We start from the raw sequence: 15,544 nt of genomic DNA, 5'->3' as shown, positions 1-15,544 counted from the left end.
AACGCGTTGCCAACGATGAACCGGAGGCGTGCGCTACTGCGAGGCCGCAAGATGGTTGGCAAGGCGAACGAAATCGGCGACTTCGATCTGCTCCGCGCGCGCATCGGGCCGGATACCGGCGGCCTCGATGGCCGCGGCATCGCACAGTTTGGACAGTGCATTGCGCAGCGTCTTGCGGCGCTGGCCGAAGGCATCGCGCACGACCGCCGAGTATTTTTCCGGATCGGCAATCCCGATGGTTTCCGGCGATCGCGGCACCAGCCGCACCACGGCCGAGTCGACCTTCGGCGGCGGCCGGAACGCGCCCGGCGGCACATTGAACAGTGGCGTGACATGGCAGTACGCCTGCAGCATCACGCCCAGGCGGCCGTAGACCTTGCTGCCGGGCCCGGCGGCCATGCGGTCGACGACTTCCTTCTGCAGCATGAAGTGCATGTCGCGGATTGCCGCAGCGTGTTCGAGCGCGTGGAAGAGGATCGGTGAGGACAGGTTGTAGGGCAGGTTGCCGACCAGCCGGATCTGGCCTTCGCCGCCGGTCAGCGCAGTGAAGTCGACGCTGAGCACGTCGCGATGGATCACCTCGAGCGTGCCGTGCGCGCGCGCGGCCTCGGTCAGCGGGAAGATCAGGTCGCGGTCGAACTCGATGACAGTCAGTTCGCCATGGCGGTCGAGCAGCGGGAAGGTGATCGCGCCCTGACCGGGCCCGATCTCGACCAGGCGATCGCCCGGCTTGGGATCCACTGCCTGCACGATCTTGTTGATGATCCCGCGCTCGTGCAGGAAGTGCTGGCCCAGGTGCTTCTTTGCGGGCTCGGTGAAGGCGTGCGTGCGGGTGCTCATGCGGATAGTGTGCGGCGAAGACGGGCCATGCGCGCGCAGGTGTCGGCGGCGGCGAACAGACTGGAAGGATCGGCCAGGCCCTTGCCCGCCAAGTCCAGGGCGGTGCCGTGGTCGACGGCGACGCGCGGATAGGGCAATCCGAGGGTCAGGTTCACGGCCTGCTCGAAGCCGCTGTACTTGAGAACCGGCAGGCCCTGGTCGTGGTACATCGCGACCACCGCATCGAAGCCGCTCAATCTGGCAGGCAGGAACGCGGTGTCGGCCGGCACGGGCCCGATCAGACGCAGGCCTTCCCCTCGCAGGCGAACCAGCAGCGGCTCGATGACGTCGATCTCCTCACGACCCAGATGCCCGCCCTCGCCAGCATGAGGGTTGAGTCCGAGCACGGCGATCACCGGCTCGGCGATGCCGAAGTCGGTCCGCAGCGCGGCATGGGTGATGCGCAGCGTCCGCTCCAGCGCCGGCGCGGTGATTGCATCGGCGACGGCCCGAAGCGGCAGGTGGGTCGTCGCCAGGGCCACGCGGACCACGTCGTTGGCCAGCATCATGACCACTTCGCGCCCGGCCTGTTCGGCGAGCAGCTCGGTGGTGCCGCTGTAAGGGATGCCGCCTTCGTTGATCACGGCCTTGTGCACCGGTCCGGTCACCAGTCCATCGAAACGGCCATCCAGGCAGGCCGCGGCCGCGTCCCGGAGGGCGCCGATCACGGCGGGGGCATTGCGCGGGTCCGGCGTGCCGAAGGCCGCGCGGACGGGATTGGGGATGACGACCAGGCCAAGATCGCCGGGCTGCGTGGCCGGGTTATCGGGAGGCAGCAGGCGCAGAGGCAGGCCAAGCACGTCGGCGGCGGCCCGCAGGGTATCGGCATCGGCGAACGCGACCAGGTCATGGTCGCGCGGCCGCTGCGCCAGTCGCACGCACAACTCCGGCCCGACGCCGGCCGGCTCGCCCGGCACCAGCGCGAGCCGGATCGCCGTCATCTCAGCCGCCGGTGGCGGGCGCCGGTTCGGTGCCCGGGGCCGCCTCGGGAGTCTTGCCGCGGACGTCGACGTAGGCCTCGCCGCGCATCTCGCGCAGGTACCGGTTCCATTCGTCTTCCAGCTTGCGACGGCCGATGGTCTCGCGCACCTGGGCGCGGCGGTTGTCGTCGCCCACGTCGGTCTGGCGGGTGCCCAGGCGTTCGACGATGTGCCAGCCGGCCTGGGTACGGATCGGCTGCGAAAGCTGGCCGTCTTCCAGTGCCACGACCTGTCCACCGAAGTCGGGGCCGTACTGGTCCTGGGTGAACCAGCCCAGGTCGCCGCCCTTGCCCTGCGAGCTCGGATCCTGGGAGCTTTCCCTGGCTATCTCGGCGAAGTTGGCGCCACCGGCGATGCGGGCACGCAGCGTCTCGGCCGTGGCCCTGGCCTGCGTGTCGGGGGTGGTGTCGTCGACGCGGATCAGGATATGGCGCGCGTGATATTGCGTGACCATGCTGGGGGCGGCCTGCGAGGCATCGCGCACCTCGACCAGCTTGAGCAACTGGAAGCCGCTGGGGCCGCGGACCGGCGCGGTGACCTGTCCGGGGCTCATCGCGCGCATCAGTTCAGAGAAGGCGCTGGGAATCTCGTTCATGCTGCGCCAGCCCAGGTCGCCGCCTTCCAGCGCATTGGGGCTGTCGGAATAGCGGACAGCGGCCGCGGAGAAATCCATCTCGCCGCTGTCGATCAGGGATTTGACGCCCTGGATCTTCTTTTGCGCCGTGGTGATCTGCTCCGGCGTGGCGCCTTCGGGCAGGGAGACCAGGATGTGGGCGAGGTGGTACTGCGTGCCCGAGTTCTGCTGAGCGCTGAGCGCGGCGTCGACTTCGGCTTCGCTGACCGAGATCCGGGTCTGCGCGAAGCGCTGGCGCAGGCGCTGGATCAGCAGCTCTTCCCGGATCGAATTGCGGAACTCGGGGTAGGACGTGCCGTCGCGGGTGACCTGCTGGCGAAGCTGTTCGGGGGTGGCCCCGTTCTGCTGGGCAATGGAGGCGATGGCCTGGTCGATTTCCTGGTCGGTGACCCGCACGCCGGTGTCCTGCGCGCGTCCGACCTGCAACTTGACCAGGATCAGGCGTTCCATCACCTGACGCTCGAGCACCTCACGCGGGGGCAACTGGCCCTCGCGCCCGGCGTACTGGGCCAGGATGTTGTTGACCGCACGATCGAGCTCGCTGCGCAGGATGACGCTTTCGTCGACCACCGCGGCGATGCGGTCGATAGGCTGCAACTCCTGGGCGGTTGCGGTGGCGCCGAGCAGGGGTGCCGAAGCGTACAGCGCGCCGGCTGCGAGGACACACGCAAGTAGTTTCTTCATAGGGCCGGATCAGGGGTGGTATTGGCGGCGTCGCCGCTGTTGTTTAACCGCTGCACCGAGGACGGCGGGACGAGGTAGAGGTCGTCGCGGTCATAACCGAGGATAGCACGGCGCAAAACGCGCTCCGTGTCCTGGCCGATCGAGCTCAGACCCTTCAGTTCGAACTCCACCTGCAGCGAATTGTTCAGGTCGCCGCTGCGGTCGTTCAGGTACCGGCGGGCCACCAGGCGCACGGCCAGGCAGCAGCTCTCCCACTGGACGCCGGCCAGGCTTTCCAGCGTCTTCTCGTCCAGGAACGAGTAGTAGTAGCGCCCGACCACGCTCCAGGTGTTGTTGATCGGGTACAGGAACGAGAAGTCCGCCTGCTCGGTGAGGTCGCGCCGGTAGCGGTAGCCGAGGTTGACGATGCCCGAATCCTTCAGCAGGTAGCGCACCCGCAGGCTGGACAGTTCCTCCTGGCCGAACTTGGGATCCCACTGGTAGGCCGCGCTGATGTTCCATCGGTCGGTGGGCGAAAAGCTGGCATCGGCCACCCAGGCCGACTTGCCCTGTTCCACCGGGGGCTCGCCGGGGATGGTGACCCGGCTGGAGTCGAGGTAATGGATCTGGCCGATGCTTCCCGACAGGCGCTCGCGGCCGTCCTCCTCGTTGATCAGGCGCGTGCTGAGCGCGACGGTGATCTGGTTGGCGTCGGTCTGCCGGTCCGCGCCGGAGTAGCGGTTGTCACGGAACAGCTGCCCCCAGCTGAACGTCATCGTATTGGTGTCGAACAGCGGGATCGCGTCCTGGTTGCGGAAGGGCGCGTTGAGGTAATAGATCCGCGGCTCCAGCGTATGCAGGTAGTGGTCGCCGCGGATCGTGGTCTTGCGATCGAAGTACAGCCCGGCATCGAGCGAGGCGATCGGCAGGCTGCGGGTCGGCGTGCGGTCGTAGAACTGCGCATCCAGCGCCGGCGTGTAGACGATGCCGTTGTCGGTGGCGAACTGCTGCGCGCGCGAGGTGGCCACCGTGGCCGCGATGTCGCTGTCGAGCTGGTAGCCGGTGTAGCGCCAGGCCAGTTTGGGCAGCAGGAACCAGCTCGCGCCTTCCAGCGGCATGCTGATGTAGGGCTTCAGGTCGAGGCGGCTGCCGCCGCCCTTCTCGTCGTGCTGGAAGCGCACGGCTTCGCTGTCGACGCCCGCTTCCAGCCAGGTCGCGAGAGGCTGCGCCCAGCGAGCGTAGGCGCGCGGCAGGCGGTCGTATGGCAGGTTGGCTTCGGTCAGGGTGTAGTCGGCGAGCTGGTAGTGGTCGGCCATCAGGCCGGCAGTCCAGTAGCGGCCGCGGCCGTAGAGGCCGGCATCGCTGTGTACCGAATAGGCCGATATGCCGTAGAGGCTGTTGCTGAAGTCCTGCAGGTAATAGACGTCGCTGATCCAGCCGAGGTTGGCGTTGGCGTACCACTTCGAGTTGATGTTGTGCGTGGCGTTGAGCACGAACTGGCCGCGGTCCTTGTCGGGCATCTGGTCGCGGGGGATCACCACGCCGTTCGCGTCGGTGTAACGGCTCGGGTCGTGGTCCGGCAGGTCGTCGGTCGGCATCCAGTTGCCCGACATCTGGCCGCTGCCGTTCTCGTACAGCCAGCGGAACTCGCCGCCCAGCGACTCTCCGCGATCGGTCATGATGCGCGGGACCAGCGTGGCGTCGTAGTTCGGCGCGAGGTTGAGGTAGATCGGCTGCTTGTAGTCGAAGCCGTTGCGGCCGCTGAGGGAGAGGCCCGGATAGAGCAGGCCGCTGCGGCGCCGGTCATCGACCGGGAACATGAACCAGGGCATGTACATGACCGGCACCTTGCCCAGGCGCAACGTCGCCCCGCGCGCGACACCGAAGCCCTCGGCCGAGTCGACATCGATACGCCGGGCCCGCAGTTCCCACGCCCGCTCCGATGGCGAGCAGGTGGAATAGGTCGAGTGGACCAGCGTGCCCTGGTCGCCCTTGAGCTCGATGCGCTCGGCACCGCCGTTGCCGCGGCGCTCGGTCAACTGATAGCGCACGTCCTCGATGGTGTGGGTGTCGTTCTTCTGGCTGCCTTCGGCGCGCTCGGCGATGACGCGCATTGCCGAGTCCTGGTAATGCACGTTGCCTTCGGCGACGTAGGTTTCCGTTTCGGCGCTGTAGATCAGCTTGTCGGTGTGCAGCAGCTGGTCGCCCCGGTTGAGCGAGACGTTGCCCTGGAAGATCGCCTCGGTGCCCTGGTTGGCCTCGAGCGTGTCGCCTTCGATGTCGGTGGGCTGGACGGCCCGCTGTTCGACGCTCCCGGTGGGAGCCGGGGCGGCACCGGCGAAGGGAGGCACCACGTCCTCGATCGGGCACAGGCGCCAATCCTCGTTCTCATCGGCGGCCTGGGCCGGCATGGCCAGGGCGATGCAGAGCGGCAACGGGAGGAGGCGGAGGCGATTTCGCACGCAGACGTCCGTGATACGGGGATGTTCGTCTCAACATCGGGCCGCTAGATTGCCGCATCCCTTGCAAGCGGGCAATGAAAGTACCGCCGGATAGTTCAGATTGTCGGTTGCATTGACTGGAGACCGCCTCCGCCCGGGATCATTTTTTCCCGTCGGTCCGCGGCGAACGAGGGTGGGCGGTCTGGCTAGGCCTCGTCGGTGTCGAGCAGGGCGCCGACGTGCGCCACGCTGCACTCGCGCAGCGCGGCCAGGTCGTAGCCGCCCTCCAGCATCGACACGATGCGCCCGTGGGCGTGCCGTGCGGCGATGGCGACCAGCTCGGTCGTGAGCCAGCGGAAGTCGTCGGCGTCCAGTTCCAGTTGCGCCAGCGGATCGTTGCGGTGCGCGTCGAAGCCGGCGGAGATGAAAAGCAGTTGTGGGCGGAACGACTCCAGCGTCGGCAGCAGCCGCTCGCGCCAGGTCCTGCGGAACTCCGGACTGCCGCAGCCAGGCGGCAGCGGGGCATTGAGGACGTTGCCGATGCCACGCTCATTGGCATATCCGGTATCCGGATACAGCGGCATCTGGTGCGAGCTCAGGTACATCACCCGCGGATCGGTATCGAAGATCGCCTGGGTGCCGTTGCCGTGGTGCACGTCGAAGTCGACCACCGCGACCCGTGGCAAGCCGTGCTTGTCGCAGGCGTGGGCGGCAGCCACGGCGATGTTGTTGAAAAGGCAGAACCCCATCGCGGCCGTGCCGGTGGCGTGGTGGCCCGGGGGGCGCACCGCGCAGAACGCTCGTCGCGTATCGCCATGCAGGATGGAGTCGACCGCGGCGATGCCTGCGCCGGCGGCGCGTAGTGCCGCCTCGGCCGAGCCGGGCGCCAGCACCGTGTCCGGATCGAGCGCCATCGGGCCATCCACCGGGGTATCCAGTACCAATGCGAGCAGCGCGTCGTCGTGCACGCGCAGCAACTGGCCACGGCTGGCGCGAGGCGCTTCCCGCCAGTCGAGCCCGGCGAAGGCATCGCGCAGCGCTTCGGTCACCGCCACCAGGCGCAGCGGCCGCTCGGCATGGCCGGGGCCGGGATCGTGGCGCGTGCAGGCGTTGTGCGTGTAGATGCGCATGTCACCGACCGATATGGCTGGCCATGTCGGTGCGGCTGGAGCCGCTCAGCCCTTGCGGCGCTCGTGCTGCCACAGCACTTCGCCATGGCCGCTGGCGCGCGCCAGCACGCGGGCCAGCACGAACAGCAGGTCGGACAGGCGATTGAGGTAGCGGATCGCTTCCGGCCGCACCGTTTCCAGTCGCGACAGCGCGACCGTCTCGCGTTCGGCGCGGCGCACGACCGTGCGGGCGATGTGGCAACGCGCGGCCGCCTCGCCGCCGCCCGGCAGGATGAAGTCCTTCAGCGGGGGCAAGGCTTCGTTGAAGGCGTCCAGGTGCTGCTCCAGCCGTTCGACGTCCGCATCGAGGATCGCGGCGTGGCCGGGGATGCACAGCTCGCCGCCGAGGTCGAACATCTGATGCTGGACGGCGGTGAGCAGCGTGCGGATGTCCTGCGGGACCTCCGCGGACAACACCAGCCCGATGCACGAATTGGCTTCGTCGACCGTGCCGTAGGCGGCGACGCGGGCCGAGTCCTTGGCGACGCGGCTGCCATCGCCGAGACCGGTCGTGCCGTCGTCGCCGGTCCTGGTGTAGATCTTGGAAAGACGGTTGCCCATGGGACCAGAGCGGGAAGGGGGCCGGAACGGTGTTCTATTCCCTGCCCCTGCTTCCCGACGTCATCACACCGTCTGAGCGTGCAGCGCCGGCACGCGGCGGCGCAACAGCGCGAAACCGCCGAACAGCGCCGCCGAGTAGAACAGCGTGCCGAGCACGGTCCACTGGAAGAACGGGATGCCGGCGACGTAGGCCGCCATCAGGCCGGCCGCCGTCTTGGGATAGGAGGGATCGGACATCCAGGCACCGAAGTTGGTGACCAGGAAGAACAGCACCGAGCCGACCAGCGAGTAGCCGAGCACGCGCGCGCCGCTGACGCGGCCGCGCAGGTTCAGGCCGAGCGCGGTGGTCAGCGCGATGCACAGGTATACCAGCCAGATGCCGGCGCCTGAGAACCAGGTCGCGTAGGTGCCGCCGTTGATCGCGGCCAGCGCGACGTCGGAGACGAACAGCCCTGCCAGCGGCACGAAGAAGGCCCACCGCTTGGACGCGAAGTAGGCGCCGCCGAACAGCGCGACCGCTTCGACCGGCGAGAAGTTCGGCGGATGCGGCAGCAGGCGGGTCAGCGCGGCGATGACGATCAGGCCGGCGAGCACCAGCGGGCCGGGAGCGAGAAACGAATCGGAGGCGGGGCGGTTCATCGTGAGCGAGTACGGTCCTTCAGGAACCGTTAGCATAACGCAATGCCTGTCGCGGCCCCTTCATCCCCCAACTCCGCCGGCTCCAACGCCCACGCGGCCCTTCATGACGTGCTGATCGTCGGCGGCGGTCTGGTCGGCGCCAGCCTGGCGATCGCGCTGGACCGCATCGGCGTCGATGTCGGGCTGGTCGAGGCCACTGGCGCCGGCACGCTGCCTGCCGTATTCGACGAGCGCAACCTCAGCTTCGCCGAGGCGACCGTCAATGCCCTGACCGCACTGGGCGTGATGCAGAAGCTTCGCGCCGCGACCGGAGCGATCGAGCGCATCCATATCAGCCGCAGCGGCGACTTTGGTCGCAGCGTGCTCGATGCGGCGCGCTATGGCCGGAGCGAGTTCGGTCGCGTCGTGGTCGCGCGCGACTTCGGTGAAGCGCTGGAGGCCAGGCTGGTCGAACTGCCGCGGCTGACCCGCTATCGCCCGGCGCGATTCGTCGGGCTCGATGGCGACGACGGCACCTTCCGCGCCGTGCGCGTGGCCGCGGACGGGGCCGAGCATGTGTTGCGCGCGCGGCTGCTGGTCGCGGCCGACGGCACGCGCAGCGGCGTTCGCGAGGCGTTGGGGATCGGATCGCAGGAGCACGATTACCAGCAGTCGCTGTTCGTTACGCGCGTGCGTGGCACGCGTGCTCCCGATGGCACCGCCTACGAACGCCTCACCGCGCACGGCCCGACCGCGCTGCTGCCACGCGGCGACCGGCATTACGGATTGATCCATGGCGTCGCCCGCGATCAGACCGATGCGGTCGCCTCGCTGGATGACGCGGCGTTCCTTGCGCGCGTACAGGACGCCTTCGGCTGGCGGGCCGGACGTCTGCTCGCCTGCGGCACTCGCAGCGTGTACCCGGCGATCCGCGTGCTGGCTCGCAACATCGTCGCCCCGCGCGCCGTGCTGGTCGGCAATGCCGCGCAGACCCTGCACCCGATCGGCGCGCAGGGCTTCAACCTCGGTTTGCGCGATGCGCTGACGCTGGCCGAACTGATCGAGCAGGCGCGTGCGCGCGGCACCGACGACTGCGGCGCCGACGAGTTGCTGGCCGCGTATGCGCAGCGCCGGCGCGAGGACCGCGATCGCACGCTGGCGTTCTCCGACGGGCTGGCAAGGCTCACCGCCAACGATGCGCCGCTGCTGCGCCCGCTGCGCAGCCTGGGATTGTTCGCCACCGATCGGATGCCGTCGTTGCAGGCGGCCCTGGTCGGCGGTGCGATGGGATATCGCGGCGATGTGCCGATGTTGTGCCGCGGTAGTGCGTCATTGGAGCGGCAGGCATGAGCCGGCGCGGGGCACTGGACGTGATAGTGGTCGGCGCCGGTGTGGTCGGCGCCGCGGCGGCGCTCGCGTTCGCGCGTGACGGCTGGTCGGTGGCGCTGGTGGAGGCGCGCGAGCCCGCGCGCTGGACGCCCGAACCGGTCTACCAGGGGCGGGTCGACCTGCGCGTTTACGCGTTCGCACCCGACAACGCCGATCTGCTCGATGAACTGGGCGTGTGGCGTGAGATCCGTCAGGCGCGCGCGCAGCCCTATCGCGCGATGCGGGTCTGGGACGCCGCCGGTGGTGGCGAACTGGCATTCGATGCCGATGCCTTCGGACAGCGCGAACTGGGCTGGATCGTCGAACACGCCCTGTTGGTGGATCGCCTTTGGGCAGCACTGCCGCAGGCGGGCGTGAAGCTGCATTGTCCCGACAGCGTGGTCGCAATGGAGCAGGACGAAGACAGCGCGAGCCTGGAGCTCGACAGCGGCACGCGCCTGCGTTCGCGACTGGTGGTCGCGGCCGACGGCGCCGGTTCGAAGTTGCGCACCCTGGCCGGCATTGACACTGCCGCGCACGACTACCACCAACGCGGCCTGGTCGCGTTCGTCGAAAGCGAACAACCGCACCAGGCCACCTGCTGGCAGCGTTTCCTGCCGACCGGGCCACTGGCGTTCCTGCCGTTCGCGGATGACGCCGGCGGCTCTCGCGACGGACACACCAGTTCGATCGTGTGGACGCTGCCAGAAGCCGAGGCCGAGCGGCTGCTTCACGTCGATGAAAGTGCATTCCTTCGCGAGCTTGAAACCGCTTTTGCCGGCACGCTGGGTGCGCTCAAGGCCGTCTCCGCACGCGCGGCGTTTCCGCTTCGCCGGCAACTGGCGCAGGCCTACGTGTCCGGTCGCGTGGTGGTGGCCGGAGATGCCGCGCATGTCGTGCACCCGTTGGCGGGGCAGGGCGTCAACCTGGGTCTGCGCGATGTCTCCACATTGCGGCGGGTGCTGCATCAAGCGCGCTCACGGCAGGTCGACCCGCGACAGGTCGATCCGGGAGCCCCGCAACGGCTGGCGCGATGGGCGCGACAGCAGCGCAGCGACAATGCGTTGGCGGCATACGCGTTCGATGGTCTCAATCGCCTGTTCTCGAACGATGCCGTCGCTGCGACGTTGTTGCGCGGTCCGCTGCTGGGTCTTGTCGGACGCTTGCCACCCCTGACGCATGCCTTCTGGCGTCACGCTGCGGGACGCTGAAGCGCTGATCGGGCCCGTTGCGCCAATGCGACGCAGCCCTGCGTGCATCGATGCGCCACATAAAGGAGCGCCCCGATTTGCGGGGCGCTCCAGTCCATCACGGTGTATTGCGGCCGCTACTTGCCGCCGGCCAGCTCCCGCTTGCTGATCTGTCCATTGTGATCGGCGTCGATGGCCGCGAAACTGCTGGTCAATTCGACGTCCGGAGCCACTTCCCGGCGACTGAGCATGCCGTCGTGGTTGCCGTCCAACGCATCGAAATCAACCTTGTTGGCCAACGTCGAATTCGGCTCGCTGGAGGTGATCGTCACCGGCTGTTGCGCGGGCGCGGTAGCGGCCGGCGACTGGGCCGGCATCGGTTGCTGCGCAGGCATCGGATCCTGTGCCGTCGTAGCCTGGACCGTGGCTTCCGAGGCGGCCTGCGCGCGTGCGCTGGCATCGGCCGAAGCCGCGCTGGCGTTGCGTGCCGCGTTGGCCGATTCACGCGCCTCGGAGGCTGCCGCGACCGGGTTGGCGCCGGTGGCGGCGGCGCCCTGCGCGGCCTGCGTGGCCTGCGCCGCGCTCGCCGCGTCGTGCGCCGACGACTGTGCGGCACTTGAAGACTGTTGTGCCGAGTAAGCCTGGTAGTTGGCGTTGGCAGCGCCGGTAGGAGAGGCCGCGCTGTTGCTGTCGCGGGTCATCGCGGCACTGCGTGCGGCTTCCTGTGCCTCGGTAGCGCTTTTACGCGCTGCGTTGGCCTCATTCACCGCCGACTTTGCCTCGAGGTCGGCGGCGTGCCTGGCGTCGACTTGCGACTGAGTTTGCGCTATCGCTCCGCCGGCCGCACCCAACGCGATCGTCACTGCGATCGCCAGCATCGTGTTCCTGCTGTTCATCGAAACGTCCTCCGTTCTTTGGGGCCTTCTGGACCCTAATCCGGTGACGTTCAACCGCTGGTAAATCCCCCAGCCCCGGGCGAAACCTCTGCTAAACCGGCATCTTCACGTCGCGACCACATCGCTCAACGCGGCGTGGCGAACACCGTGATCTCCTCGCGGTCGTGATAGAGCTGCCGCGCGCGGATCAGCAGCGGCTTTTGCGCCTGTTGTTCGAACAGATCCAGGCACAGGCGGGTTTCGTCCCAGCGCTTTTTCATCGGCAGCTTGAGATTGAAGATGGTGTGACGGCACCAGCCTTCGCGCAGCCAGGTCGCCATGCGTTCGGCGACGCGGCGCGGCTGCTCGACCATGTCGCAGACCATCCAGTCCAGTGGCGCCTTCGGCTGCCACTGGAAGCCGTCTGCGCGCAGATGATCGACGCGGCCGCTGTCGAGCAGGTGCTGGCGCAGCGGGCCGTTGTCGATGGAAGTCACGTGAAGTCCCTGGCGCATCAGCACCCAGGTCCATCCGCCAGGCGCCGCGCCCAGGTCGGCGCCGCGCATGCCATCGCGTAGCAGGCGTGCCCGTTCGTCGTCGTCGAGCAGCGTCAGGATGGCTTCTTCGAGCTTCAGTGCGGAACGGCTTGGCGCGTCGGCATGCATGCGCAAGCGTGGGATGCCGAGCGGCCAGGGCGAGCTGTCGCGCACGCCGCTCTGGGCGAGCATGGCGTGATCGCCGTCTAGGAACACGACATGCAGCCGCGGGCGGCGTGTGTCGTCGCTGCGGGTCAGCCAACCGGCCTTGCGCAAGGCCGGACGCAACGCATTGCCGAAACTGCGTGCGAGTCCCGCCAGCGGCTTGGCCTCGTCGGAGTCGGGATGCTCCACCCACAGGTCGCCATAGGGCGGCGCGGCATTCCCGTCGGGGAAAGCGGCTTCCAGCGCCGCCACGATCGGCGTGATGCGGTCTTTCGGATCGAGATGGCGCAGGTCCGCCAGGCGCAGCAACTTCTGCCTGGCGAAGATCAACGAAGACAACGGCAGCGCCCGCGACAGCGCCGCCGCGTCGGTGCCGAGAAATTCGACCAGGCCGCTGTTGCGCTCGGTGCGCGCATAGCCGGATAGGCCGCACAGCGCGGCACGTTCGGTCAGTTCGGCGGCCAGCTCAGGCTCGAAGCCGGCGCGGCAATAGCAAAGCAGGGCGTCGGCGTTCATGGGGTCCGTGTGATGGGGGAAGCGGCTGGTTGTGTCGCAAGAGCAATGGAAGCGGGTGTGTCGTGATCCCCGCCCTACTTCGCGGGCTCATGGGCAGCCCTGGTGCATCATCGGTATCAGTAGCGCTCGCCGCCGCTTTCGCCGTACGTACGCAACACCGCGCGCGCATCCTCGCGGCGCAGGTCGCGGGTCACGGCGATGCCGCGTTGTTCGAGTTCCCCGATCCAGTCGGCCGGCAACGGGCCTTCATCGAATTCGGTGAGCTCCTCGACATCGTCGCTGCGCGCGCCGATCAGCAGCCGGTCGATGCCGGCCCAGATCGTCGCGCCGTAGCACTGGCAACAAGGTTGCGACGAGGTGGCCAGGGTAATGGGCCCGACGCGGTTGCCGGCACCATCCTCGTTGAGGCGCGCGCGCTGGGTGCGCTGCTGGGCGAGCATGTAGGTCATGGTCTCGGCATGCGCCAGCGAGCAGGTGTGCGGCAGCACGCGGTTGACGCCGACGGCGATGATGCGATCGTCGGGTCCGAACAGCGCCGCGCCGAATGGACCGCCGCTGCGGGCTTCGATGTTCCGGCGCGACAGTTCGATCGCCAGCGCGACCTTGGCCTCGTCGCCGGCATAGGTACGCGAGGTGTCGACCGAATCGTGCACCCACGCCGGCAGGGTCAGGTGGACCTGTGCGTACAGCATCAGCGCACCTCGACCGGGATCGCGCCTTCGTTCCCGCCACGATCCTGGCACTGGCCCTGCACGCACTGGCAACCCTGTATCTGGCGGAAGCCACATACCGACATGCGACCCGTGCGCGCGCATTCGGCCTGCACGCCGGCCGGATCGGTCGGGCTGTTGACGTTGACGCAGGCCGGGAATTCGCCGCAGCAGTTGCCGACGTTCTTGATCGCGCAGTCGGCATCGCTTCGACAGGTGCTGTCGATCTTCACCTTGGCCGGTACGGCCGACACCGATGCAGGCGGAGAGGTCTGCGACTGCGCCGACTGACCAGAACCACCGGCCGGCGCGGCCGCGCACGCCGCCAACGCCAACAGCGACAACGTGATCAGCACCAGGCGTAGTCGACGCATGCCAGTGTTCCTCAGGCCTTGCCGGCCCAGGTGTCGCGAAGGGTAACGCTGCGGTTGAACACAGGTGCGTCGCTGCGGTGGTCGCGGCGGTCGGCGACGAAGTAGCCGATGCGCTCGAACTGGAATGACTGCTCCGGTTCGGCGCGGGCTGCGGCCGGCTCGACGTAACCGGTCACGGTGCGACGCGAATCCGGGTTGAGGTAATCCTGGTAGGTCTTGCCGCCTTCGTCATTGTCCGGGTCGGGCACCATGAAGAGTCGGTCGTACAGGCGCACTTCCGCCTTCACCGCATGCTTCGCGCTGACCCAGTGGATGGTGCCCTTGATCTTGCGGTCGGCGCCGGCCATGCCGGGACGCGACTGGAGGTCCAGTTCGCCGCGGATCTCGACCACGCGGTCGCCGTCCTTGATCACCTCGTCGCAGCGGAAGATGCCGGCGCCGCGCAGGCGCACTTCGCCGCCCTGAATCAGGCGCTTGAAGCCCTTCGGCGGCACTTCCTCGAAGTCCTCGCGCTCGATCCACAGCTCGTTCGAGAACGGAATGCTGCGCGACCCGAAATTCTCGTCCTTCGGATGGTTCGAGAAGGTCAGCGATTCCTCGTGGCCGGCCGGCAGGTTGGTGATGACCAGCTTGAGCGGATCGATCACCGCCATGCGGCGCGGCGCGGCGGCGTCCAGGTCGTCGCGCAGCGCGCCTTCGAGGATGGAGATGTCCAGCAGCGAGTTCTGCTTGCTGATGCCGACACGGTCGACCATCAGGCGCAGCGCAGAAGGCGTGTAGCCGCGCCGACGGATGCCCTGCAGCGTCGGCATGCGCGGGTCGTCCCAGCCGTCGACCAGGCCTTCCTGCACCAGCGCCATCAGCTTGCGCTTGCTCATGACGAGGTAGTTGAAGTTCAGGCGCGAGAACTCGATCTGTCGCGGCTTACTGGCTTCGAACGGAAGGCCCTTGTCGGTGAGCGGCTTGACCAGTTCCGGCGAGTTCGCCAGGTCGACCTTGTCCACGCACCAGTCGTACAGCGGGCGATGGTCCTCGAACTCCAGCGTGCACAGCGAATGGGTGATGCCCTCGACGGCGTCGCTGAGCGAATGGGCGAAGTCGTACATCGGGTAGATCGGCCAGTCGTTGCCGGTGTTCTGGTGCTCGACGTGCTTGATGCGATACAGCGCCGGGTCGCGCAGGTTGATGTTGCCGGCGGCCATGTCGATCTTGGCGCGCAGCGTGCGCGCGCCGTCCGGGAATTCGCCGGCGCGCATGCGGCCGAACAGGTCGAGGTTCTCCTCGACGCTGCGGTCGCGGTAGGGCGAATTGCGACCGGGCTCGGTCAGCGTGCCGCGGTAGGCACGCACTTCATCGGCGCTGAGGTCGCAGACGAACGCATCGCCCTGGCGGATCAGTTTCTCCGCGGCGCGGTACAGCACCTCGAAGTAATCCGAGGCATGGCGAAGGTCGTGCCACTCGAAGCCGAGCCAGTGCACGTCGTCCTGGATGGCGCGGACGTACTCGGGGTCTTCCTTGGCCGGGTTGGTGTCGTCCAGGCGCAGGTTGCACTCGCCGCCGAACTCGCGGGCGATGCCGAAGTCCAGGCAGATCGCCTTGGCGTGGCCGATGTGCAGGTAGCCGTTGGGCTCGGGCGGGAACCGGGTCTTGATGGCCTGGTGCTTGCCGCTGGCCACGTCCTCGCGAACGATCTGCCGGATGAAGTCGGTCTTTTCCGGCGTGGAGGCAGCAGCGGTGGTGTCGGGCGTGGCGGACATGCGGGAAGGCACAGGCGTGGGAGACCGCCAAGTTTAGCCGCTGGCGCCTGCACACGCCGTTTCCATTGGAACGTGAGGGCGTATTCTGGGTCCAAAGCAGTAAGGAGC

Annotated in this window: 14 protein-coding genes; 2 read left to right on the top strand and 12 right to left on the bottom strand. The window is 68.0% G+C overall.

The genetic code is table 11. The features are described 5' to 3' along the window. Window positions 1–33 precede the first annotated feature (33 nt). From rsmA to J2X06_RS10545, 7 genes are all read right to left on the bottom strand, one after another. The gene (gene rsmA / locus J2X06_RS10575; RefSeq protein WP_310062044.1) at window positions 34–840 is read right to left on the bottom strand and encodes a 16S rRNA (adenine(1518)-N(6)/adenine(1519)-N(6))-dimethyltransferase RsmA; all 807 of its coding nucleotides are present in this window, start codon (window positions 838–840) and stop codon (window positions 34–36) included. Further along, window positions 837–1,820: a 4-hydroxythreonine-4-phosphate dehydrogenase PdxA gene (gene pdxA, locus J2X06_RS10570; RefSeq protein WP_310062041.1), complete on the bottom strand. Its 984-nt coding sequence runs from the start codon at window positions 1,818–1,820 to the stop codon at window positions 837–839. Before pdxA ends, rsmA begins: the two co-directional genes overlap by 4 nt. A 1-nt stretch (window position 1,821) precedes the next feature. Next, window positions 1,822–3,177 (bottom strand): peptidylprolyl isomerase, encoded by a 1,356-nt coding sequence (locus tag J2X06_RS10565; RefSeq protein WP_310062038.1) that lies wholly within the window; start codon window positions 3,175–3,177, stop codon window positions 1,822–1,824. Then, window positions 3,174–5,618, bottom strand: coding sequence for an LPS assembly protein LptD (gene lptD / locus J2X06_RS10560; protein ID WP_310062035.1), 2,445 nt, complete (start codon window positions 5,616–5,618; stop codon window positions 3,174–3,176). The genes J2X06_RS10565 and lptD overlap by 4 nt, the downstream gene beginning before the upstream one ends. Before the next feature lie 185 nt (window positions 5,619–5,803). Next, a complete protein-coding gene (locus J2X06_RS10555) occupies window positions 5,804–6,727 on the bottom strand; it encodes a histone deacetylase family protein (RefSeq protein WP_310062032.1) in 924 nt (307 codons plus the stop codon). Between the two features lie 45 nt (window positions 6,728–6,772). Continuing rightward, window positions 6,773–7,327, bottom strand: a complete 555-nt coding sequence (locus J2X06_RS10550) for a cob(I)yrinic acid a,c-diamide adenosyltransferase (RefSeq protein WP_310062029.1) — start codon at window positions 7,325–7,327, stop codon at window positions 6,773–6,775. 63 nt (window positions 7,328–7,390) lie between these two features. After that, a complete protein-coding gene (locus J2X06_RS10545) occupies window positions 7,391–7,966 on the bottom strand; it encodes a DUF6580 family putative transport protein (RefSeq protein WP_310062027.1) in 576 nt (191 codons plus the stop codon). Between the two features lie 42 nt (window positions 7,967–8,008). Here J2X06_RS10545 and ubiH point away from each other — a divergent pair, with 42 nt between their 5' ends. Beyond that, entirely contained in the window at window positions 8,009–9,295 is a 1,287-nt protein-coding gene (gene ubiH / locus J2X06_RS10540) for a 2-octaprenyl-6-methoxyphenyl hydroxylase (protein WP_310062024.1), read from the top strand. After that, window positions 9,292–10,524, top strand: a complete 1,233-nt coding sequence (locus J2X06_RS10535) for an FAD-dependent oxidoreductase (protein WP_310062021.1) — start codon at window positions 9,292–9,294, stop codon at window positions 10,522–10,524. The genes ubiH and J2X06_RS10535 overlap by 4 nt, the downstream gene beginning before the upstream one ends. A 116-nt stretch (window positions 10,525–10,640) precedes the next feature. Here the strand turns inward: J2X06_RS10535 and J2X06_RS10530 are convergent, their stop codons facing one another. From J2X06_RS10530 to J2X06_RS10510, 5 genes are all read right to left on the bottom strand, one after another. Next, the gene (locus J2X06_RS10530) at window positions 10,641–11,399 is read right to left on the bottom strand and encodes an EF-hand domain-containing protein (RefSeq protein WP_310062019.1); all 759 of its coding nucleotides are present in this window, start codon (window positions 11,397–11,399) and stop codon (window positions 10,641–10,643) included. Between the two features lie 125 nt (window positions 11,400–11,524). Next, the gene (rlmM, locus tag J2X06_RS10525) at window positions 11,525–12,595 is read right to left on the bottom strand and encodes a 23S rRNA (cytidine(2498)-2'-O)-methyltransferase RlmM (RefSeq protein WP_310062017.1); all 1,071 of its coding nucleotides are present in this window, start codon (window positions 12,593–12,595) and stop codon (window positions 11,525–11,527) included. A 116-nt stretch (window positions 12,596–12,711) separates the two neighbouring features. Continuing rightward, window positions 12,712–13,287, bottom strand: coding sequence for a nucleoside deaminase (locus J2X06_RS10520; protein ID WP_310062014.1), 576 nt, complete (start codon window positions 13,285–13,287; stop codon window positions 12,712–12,714). After that, entirely contained in the window at window positions 13,287–13,679 is a 393-nt protein-coding gene (locus J2X06_RS10515; RefSeq protein ID WP_310062012.1) for a hypothetical protein, read from the bottom strand. The genes J2X06_RS10520 and J2X06_RS10515 overlap by 1 nt, the downstream gene beginning before the upstream one ends. Window positions 13,680–13,690: 11 nt before the next feature. Further along, window positions 13,691–15,436 carry a glutamine--tRNA ligase/YqeY domain fusion protein gene (locus tag J2X06_RS10510; protein WP_310062010.1) on the bottom strand — a complete coding sequence of 582 codons (1,746 nt, stop codon included), beginning with the start codon at window positions 15,434–15,436 and terminating at the stop codon, window positions 13,691–13,693. Window positions 15,437–15,544: the final 108 nt, after the last annotated feature.

This window comes from Lysobacter niastensis (assembly GCF_031457115.1).
Taxonomy (GTDB): Bacteria; Pseudomonadota; Gammaproteobacteria; order Xanthomonadales; family Xanthomonadaceae; genus Lysobacter_J; species Lysobacter_J niastensis_A.
This window is presented reverse-complemented; position numbering and strand designations above follow the sequence as displayed.

Excerpts from the sequence above, each read along its gene's own strand:
- rsmA (WP_310062044.1), bottom strand. The coding sequence starts at position 840 with ATGAGCACCCGCACGCACGCCTTCACCGAGCCCGCAAAGAAGCACCTG.
- pdxA (WP_310062041.1), bottom strand. The coding sequence starts at position 1,820 with ATGACGGCGATCCGGCTCGCGCTGGTGCCGGGCGAGCCGGCCGGCGTC.
- J2X06_RS10565 (WP_310062038.1), bottom strand. The coding sequence starts at position 3,177 with ATGAAGAAACTACTTGCGTGTGTCCTCGCAGCCGGCGCGCTGTACGCT.
- J2X06_RS10555 (WP_310062032.1), bottom strand. The coding sequence starts at position 6,727 with ATGCGCATCTACACGCACAACGCCTGCACGCGCCACGATCCCGGCCCC.
- J2X06_RS10550 (WP_310062029.1), bottom strand. The coding sequence starts at position 7,327 with ATGGGCAACCGTCTTTCCAAGATCTACACCAGGACCGGCGACGACGGC.
- J2X06_RS10545 (WP_310062027.1), bottom strand. The coding sequence starts at position 7,966 with ATGAACCGCCCCGCCTCCGATTCGTTTCTCGCTCCCGGCCCGCTGGTG.
- ubiH (WP_310062024.1), top strand. The coding sequence starts at position 8,009 with ATGCCTGTCGCGGCCCCTTCATCCCCCAACTCCGCCGGCTCCAACGCC.
- J2X06_RS10535 (WP_310062021.1), top strand. The coding sequence starts at position 9,292 with ATGAGCCGGCGCGGGGCACTGGACGTGATAGTGGTCGGCGCCGGTGTG.
- J2X06_RS10530 (WP_310062019.1), bottom strand. The coding sequence starts at position 11,399 with ATGAACAGCAGGAACACGATGCTGGCGATCGCAGTGACGATCGCGTTG.
- rlmM (WP_310062017.1), bottom strand. The coding sequence starts at position 12,595 with ATGAACGCCGACGCCCTGCTTTGCTATTGCCGCGCCGGCTTCGAGCCT.
- J2X06_RS10520 (WP_310062014.1), bottom strand. The coding sequence starts at position 13,287 with ATGCTGTACGCACAGGTCCACCTGACCCTGCCGGCGTGGGTGCACGAT.
- J2X06_RS10515 (WP_310062012.1), bottom strand. The coding sequence starts at position 13,679 with ATGCGTCGACTACGCCTGGTGCTGATCACGTTGTCGCTGTTGGCGTTG.
- J2X06_RS10510 (WP_310062010.1), bottom strand. The coding sequence starts at position 15,436 with ATGTCCGCCACGCCCGACACCACCGCTGCTGCCTCCACGCCGGAAAAG.